The 7,177-nt window shown below is 42.7% G+C and carries 5 protein-coding genes; 4 read left to right on the top strand and 1 reads right to left on the bottom strand.

Features of this window, described 5'->3' with window-relative positions:
* The 3 genes from PX636_RS00750 to PX636_RS00740 form a co-directional block, all read left to right on the top strand.
* Positions 1–1,325 (top strand): ABC transporter ATP-binding protein/permease (locus PX636_RS00750; protein ID WP_288115904.1); only part of this gene is annotated, 1,325 nt, incomplete at its 5' end.
* Positions 1,326–1,363: 38 nt separating this feature from the next.
* The gene (locus PX636_RS00745) at positions 1,364–2,377 is read left to right on the top strand and encodes a hydroxyacid dehydrogenase (protein WP_288115903.1); all 1,014 of its coding nucleotides are present in this window, start codon (positions 1,364–1,366) and stop codon (positions 2,375–2,377) included.
* Between the two features lie 76 nt (positions 2,378–2,453).
* Positions 2,454–3,389, top strand: coding sequence for a class I SAM-dependent methyltransferase (locus tag PX636_RS00740; protein ID WP_287170163.1), 936 nt, complete (start codon positions 2,454–2,456; stop codon positions 3,387–3,389).
* A 523-nt stretch (positions 3,390–3,912) separates the two neighbouring features.
* Here the strand turns inward: PX636_RS00740 and dnaN are convergent.
* Positions 3,913–5,061 (bottom strand): DNA polymerase III subunit beta, encoded by a 1,149-nt coding sequence (gene dnaN / locus PX636_RS00735; RefSeq protein ID WP_002739977.1) that lies wholly within the window; start codon positions 5,059–5,061, stop codon positions 3,913–3,915.
* Between the two features lie 403 nt (positions 5,062–5,464).
* Between dnaN and hemL the strand changes: the two genes are divergently transcribed.
* Positions 5,465–6,766, top strand: a complete 1,302-nt coding sequence (gene hemL, locus PX636_RS00730; protein ID WP_002797064.1) for a glutamate-1-semialdehyde 2,1-aminomutase — start codon at positions 5,465–5,467, stop codon at positions 6,764–6,766.
* Positions 6,767–7,177: the final 411 nt, after the last annotated feature.

The raw sequence follows: 7,177 nt of genomic DNA, 5'->3' as shown, positions 1-7,177 counted from the left end.
TGGATAATCCGGATCAAAGGATAGCCCAAGAAATAGAACCCATTGCTAGAAATGCTGTTAATTTTGGAGCTATTTTATTAGAAAAAGTCTTAGAAATGACGACTTTTTTAGTAATTCTTTTCTCAATTTCCCGACTAGCCGCCTTGATTTTAGTGGCTTATACAATTATCGGCAACCTAATTGCTGTTTCTTTAAGTCGAGAATTAGATAAGATTAGTCAAGAAGAATTGGAATCCAAAGCTAATTACACCTACACTTTAACTCATGTTCGTAATCATGCTGAATCTATTGCCTTTTTTCAAGGCGAAAATCAAGAGTTGAAAATCATTCAACGTCGATTTAATAATCTCGTCAGAAATTCTCTCAGTAAGATTGATTGGGAGAAAAATCAAGACATTTTTAGTCGAAGTTATCGCTCAGTTATTCAAATATTTCCCTTTGTCGTCTTCGCTCCGGCCTATATTCGGGGGGAAATTGATTTCGGACAAGTTAATCAGGCTATTATTGCTTGCAGTATGTTTGCTAATGGTTTTTCTGAGTTAATCCTTGAATTTGGTTCTTTGGGCAGATTTTCCAGTTATGTTGAGCGTCTATCTGAATTTTCCTCGGCCTTAGAAGAAATGGACCGACAACCCAAGGATGCTAGTACCATTAAAACCCTTGAACAAAATGAGATCGAGTTTGAGGATGTTACTTTACAAACACCGGATTATGAAAAGGTAATTGTTCAACATTTATCCCTATCTATCGAACCAGGCGAAGGTTTATTAATTGTCGGACCGAGTGGACGAGGTAAAAGTTCTCTATTAAGAGCTATTGCTGGCTTATGGAATGCAGGAACTGGTTGTTTAAAACGACCTCCCTTAGAAGAATTTCTCTTTTTACCTCAACGTCCTTATATTATTTTAGGAACTCTAAGAGAACAGTTACTTTATCCTAAAACAACCCGTGAAATGACCGATGGAGAACTTGAATCGGTTTTACAACAAGTTAATCTTCAAAATATAGCCACAAAAGTTCATGGCTTTGATGCGGAAGTTCCTTGGGAAAATATATTATCTTTAGGAGAACAACAACGCCTTGCTTTTGCACGATTGTTAGTAACCCATCCCCGCTATGTAATCTTAGATGAAGCCACAAGTGCTTTAGATTTGAACAACGAACAAACCTTATATCACCAGTTACAAAAAGCACAGACAACTTTTATTAGCGTAGGTCATCGAGAAAGTTTATTTAAGTATCATCAATGGGTCTTAGAACTTTTAGAGGATTCTAGTTGGCGACTTGTTTCCATAGATGATTATCGAGCCTCAAAAGCTCTGTAACTGTTTCATTGCTAAACCTCAATTTAGGAAAAATTACGATGACTACTACTTCACCAAAAACTCTGACTATGGATATTCAAAAACACAGGGTTCTTTTAATCGGAAAAATGTATGATGAAGCGGGGCAAAAACTTCTTGAAGAATCTACTAATACAGAGATTTTGTCCAACCCTACACTGGATAAAATTAATGAGGCCATTCAAGAAGTATCTGGCGTATTTGTGCGTTATCCTAATAAGTTAGAGGCTTCATCAATCCGATTAGCAAAACACTTAAAAGTAATTAGTACCTCTGGATTTGGCACAGATTCTATTGATATTATGGCAGCAACAGAACAGGGGGTTATCGTTGTTAATAATCCCGGAATGTCAACTACAGCTGTAGCAGAACACACCTTATCTATGATTTTAGCCCTTGCCAAAAAGCTCCCTTTTTTAGATCATTGTGTGAAAAAGGGTAACTATTTAATTCGCAATCAGATGCAACCGATTCAACTCGAAAACAAGACCCTTGGTATTGTAGGTTTAGGAAGAATTGGTACTCTGGTGGCTCACAAATGTAACCTAGCACTGGGGATGAGAGTATTAGCTTATGATCCCTATGTTCCAGCCAGCAAAGCGGAGACAGTAGGAGCAACTTGGGTCAAAGATTTAGATGTTCTTCTGGCTGAATCGGATTTTGTTTCTTTGCATACTGAACTAACAAGTGAAACGCGGGAAATGTTTAATATATCAGTTTTTAAAAAGATGAAACCAACAGCTTTTTTAATTAATACCTCCCGGGGAAAAGTCGTTTGTGAAAAGGATTTAGGGATCGCCCTTAATCAAAAATTGATAGCTGGATGCGCCCTCGATGTCTTTGAACCAGAACCGCCGGCTTTAGATAATCCTTTATATAATTTTGAGAATGTCATTCTCTCACCTCATTTAGCCGGAGTAACCCCTGAAGCGAGTCTAGCGGCTGCTGTTTCGGCGGCGAATCAAATATTACAAGTGCTTCAGGGAGAGAAGCCTCCTTATATGATTAATCCAGAGGTGTGGAATCTTTTTTAAAGCATCTAGAGAATCTCAGGGATTCGGTTAATTAAAAATGGCAATATTTCTGCAAAATCCTTAGGAGGATAATAATTTGGAAAACATCGGCAAAATTCCCCTCAAAGATGAATGGCGTAATCGCTGGGCAACCATCAAACAATTTATCCTTAATCCAGCTCGAGAAATGGCGTTTTTGCAAGATCAGTTTCAAGTTTCTGAACTGTATACTAATATAGCGAAACGCGATCCTCATCTTCATGATCCTAATTTTCCCCAATGGCTTAATTTTGGTTATTGGCAAGAAGAAACAACTTATAACGGAGCTTGTGCCGCTTTAGCGCGTAAATTAGCCGAAGTAGCCGAACTTAAAGCCGGAGATCACCTTTTGGATGTGGGTTTCGGTTTTGCTGAACAGGATTTACTCTGGGTAAGAGAAAACAATGTTGGCTCAATTATCGGTCTAAATACAACCGAGTTACAAGTAGAAATTGCTCAAGAAAGAGTAGCTAAAGCAGGGTTATCGGACAGGATAAAACTTCAAGTAGGCTCGGCTACTCAAATACCTTTTCCTGAGAATTCTTTTGATAAGTTGACCGCTTTAGAATGTGCTTTTCATTTTGACACTCGTGAGGATTTTTTTGCGGAAGCTTTTCGAGTTTTGCAGCCCGGTGGAAGGTTGGCTATAGCGGATTGTTTGCCTAGAGTGGGTCGAGAAATTAACTTCTGGCTGCGGGTTAATAGTAAGAAAATGTGTATTCCCTTTGCTAATCAATACGACCGACATACTTATGTAGAAAAACTCAAAAAGCATGGATTTGTTAATATCCAAGCTTTATCTATTAGTGAATATGTTTGGCCGGCAATGGTTCATTATTTTGCCCAGATTAGCCAAGGAATTAGTAAGCATGATTTAGTTATCGATCTCCAGAAAGATAACCCTGGACTTGAAGCTTGGTCAAGAAATCGGGGTTGGTTTATGGCGTTTGATGATTATCTTTTGTTTTCGGCAGAAAAGCCTAAATTAAACTGAGTTCGGTTTAAGCAGATTGAGGTAAAACCCAGTCCATCGGTAGGGAGGACTTCTTGTTAGCGATCGCCTATTAATACTAAATCCGTTCAGTATAGGCTACATATCAGGACAGGCACTCATGCAAGAGGCACTCATGCAAAAGGGGGAATGAATAATCAGTCTTTAATAACCGGATTTAGTATAAGATATCCATTCAATCCGTGAAGTTGTTCAATTATCAACAGTATATCGCCAAAATAGAGAGAATAAACCCAATCCTTTGGCGAGAAAATAGGATTGAGTTAATAAGTAGTTAGGCGTTAAAAACTATCAGACACCCCCCTTATCAAGGGGGGATTAAGGGGGGATCGACACCCCCCTTATCAAGGGGGGATTAAGGGGGGATCGACACCCCCCTTATCAAGGGGGGATTAAGGGGGGATCGAACCCAAAATCTATCTTCAATTTAATTATAACCAGCTACTTACAATCCAGTCCTTGGGATAGGTTAAAAACACATCCCACGGTCTCGATTAAGTCAGAATTACTGACGAATTTGTACCGGCATCACCAAATAGGTCATCTTTAAACCTCCCAAGGGGGTAAAAATAACCGGTTGGGTACTAGCATTTAACTGCATTTGGATATCATTATTGGGTAAAGCCTTCAAACCGTCCATCAAATATTTAACATTAAAGGCAATATCGCCACTTTCTCCCTGAATTTCCGCCGCCATGGACTCTTTGGCGCTACCTAAATCGGGAGATTCCACCGCTAGGGATAAACGGTCATTTTCGCTATCGAGGCTAAACTTGACTAAATTATTCTTTTGGTCCGATAAAACCGCCACTAATTCCAAACAACGGATTAATTGTTTGCGGTCTAAAACCAAAGAGCGCTCGAAGGATTTAGGAATTAACTGATTATAAGTGGGATAGGCCCCTTCTAACTTACGACTGGTTAACCTCTGTTCCCCCATTTCAAAGATGACTTGAGAATCATCCACGTGCAGAGTAATAGTCTCGATATTTTGTTTTGTTGCCATCATTCTTTCCAATTCTCGCAAGGCCCGGGCCGGAATGGTGACATTAAAGCCACCAGAGGCACTTTCTACCTCCTCTAGGGGAGTTTGTACCACCGCTAAACGATGACCGTCTGTAGCGGCAAATTCTAGACAATCGACGGTTTTAGTTAAATGTACCCCCGTCAACACCTGTTTAGTTTCATCGCCACTAGCGGCAAACAATGCACCTTTTAGTCCCTCTGTCAAGGCAACTATAGGTAAATTAACAATTTCCCCATCGGCCACCGTGGGCAATTCTGGGAACTCATCGGCCTTCATGCCGCGAATTTGGAACTGTGCCGAGGCAGTTTTCAGGAAAGCGAGACTATGCTCCTCATCATTCTCGTTTTCTTCCACAGAGATGGTGATTTCCCCCTCTCCCAAACGAGAGACAATATCGTTAAGCAATTTTGCCGGCAGGGTAATTTTGCCCCCTTCCACCACCTCGGCCCGAAAACTGGTGCGAATCCCTAAACTCAAATCAAAAGCAGTCAGGCTAATTTCGCCCTTTTCCTCATCGGCACAAAAGAGAACATTTCCCAACACCGGATGGGTAGGACGACTGGCAACGGCCCGACTAACTAGGGATAAATTGCTGTTGAGTTCGCTTTGACTACTGGTAAATTTCATAGCAGGAATAGTTTTTTTGTACGCTAAAAAATAATAGCAAGAATTCCCCTGTGGAAAATCTGTGGAAAACCAGAGCTTTTTTCGATCGCTCTTTCCGGGCTAAAATCTATCAATAGCAATAACTTCGCCCATTGCTAGGTTTTTACTGCAATTCTGAAAAGATTGTGGAAAAATTGTCAACAGTGAAATTTTTGCCCTTTCTCAGCCAATTACATCAGCTGTTAACCATCAAGCTACAAGTCAAGAATAGCGAGACTTGAGCCGACCAGCGCTTTTCCTAGGGAAAAATTGCGTCAAATGTAGGCCAGTGATCTTTAAAATGGAACAAGCAGCAGGAAGTTAACAAAACAAAGCTCTGGGGCTTTCCCAGAACCGATAGACTCAAGTAGACAAGGAGACAGGATTGGTTAGCACATCTTCGTATCAAACAACAAAATCGAAAGAAATCTTTACAGCCGCTCAAAAATTAATGCCGGGGGGTGTAAGTTCCCCCGTGCGGGCCTTTAAATCCGTCGGTGGTCAACCCATCGTTTTTGAAAGCGTCAAAGGGGCCTATATTCGCGACGTGGACGGTAACGAATACATCGACTATGTGGGAACTTGGGGGCCGGCTATCTGTGGTCATGCCCATCCCGAAGTGATTGCCGCCCTACACGAGTCCCTAGACAAAGGGACCAGTTTCGGCGCTCCCTGTGTTCAGGAAAATATTCTCGCTGAAATGGTGATTGATGCCGTTCCCAGCATTGAAATGGTGCGTTTTGTCAATTCTGGCACCGAAGCCTGTATGTCCGTCCTGCGCTTAATGCGGGCTTTTACCGGCCGGGATAAAATCATCAAATTCGAGGGCTGTTACCACGGTCACGCCGATATGTTCCTCGTTAAAGCCGGCTCTGGTGTAGCGACCCTGGGCCTACCCGACTCGCCGGGGGTTCCCAAAACCACCACTAACAACACTTTAACCGCCCCCTACAATGACCTGGAAGCGGTCAAAGCCCTCTTTGTCGAGAATCCCGACTCGATCGCCGGGGTGATTTTAGAGCCAGTGGTGGGTAATGCCGGCTTTATCGTGCCGGATGCTGGCTTTTTAGAAGGATTGCGGGAATTAACCAAGGAATACGGGTCCCTATTAATGTTTGATGAGGTAATGACCGGATTCCGCATCGCCTACGGTGGCGCTCAGGAAAAATTCGGCATCACCCCCGATTTAACCACCCTCGGCAAAGTTATCGGCGGTGGGCTGCCGGTGGGGGCCTACGGCGGTCGGGCCGATATTATGGCGATGGTGGCTCCGGCCGGCCCGATGTACCAAGCGGGAACCTTATCCGGCAACCCTTTGGCCATGACAGCAGGAATTAAAACCCTAGAGTTACTCCAGCGCCCCGGCACCTACGAATATCTCGATAAAGTGACCAAATCCTTAACTGAAGGGCTGCTGAAAGTGGCCAGAGATGCTGGTCATAGAGTTTTTGGAGGTCATATCAGTGCCATGTTCGGGATGTTTTTCACTGGCACCCCCGTGCATAACTATGAAGAGGCCAAAAAGGCCGATGTGGCTAAATTCGGTCGTTTTCACCGGGGAATGTTGGAAAGAGGCGTTTATCTAGCTCCTTCCCAGTTTGAAGCTGGTTTTACTTCTTTAGCTCACACAGAGGCCGATATCGAACGGACTTTGGCCGCCGCTAAAGAGGTTTTAGAAAGTTTATAGTTAATGCTGCTTCGGCCAGGAAAATTGATTGATAGAGTCCCAAGATTGATGAGTTGACATTTCCCCGCTTGCAAAAGACGGGGATTCTCAGGGGAAATTTGGCTAGAAACCCCGAACAATCGAGGGATTATTATCCCCAGCACTGTAAAACTTATCAGTCCCAGCACAGGCCGCCCCTTTTTAGTCAACCAGATCGATAAGATCAAGAGCAAGAGGTATCTAACTTGACAAAAATTACCTCGGTTTCGATAATCCTGAAACCGTCAACAAAATTGAGTGATAAATAGGGTTTGCGGCAAAAAGTTTTTCCTGGGGGCAGGGTGTGGGGTGTAGGGTGTAGGGTGTAGGGTTTTAGCGATTTTGAGGGGGTCAATTACCTAATTTTCAGGGAAAAAGTCCAGGAATTTTCCA

Source organism: Microcystis sp. M53598_WE2 (assembly GCF_030067735.1).
Lineage (GTDB): Bacteria > Cyanobacteriota > Cyanobacteriia > Cyanobacteriales > Microcystaceae > Microcystis > Microcystis aeruginosa.
This window is presented reverse-complemented; position numbering and strand designations above follow the sequence as displayed.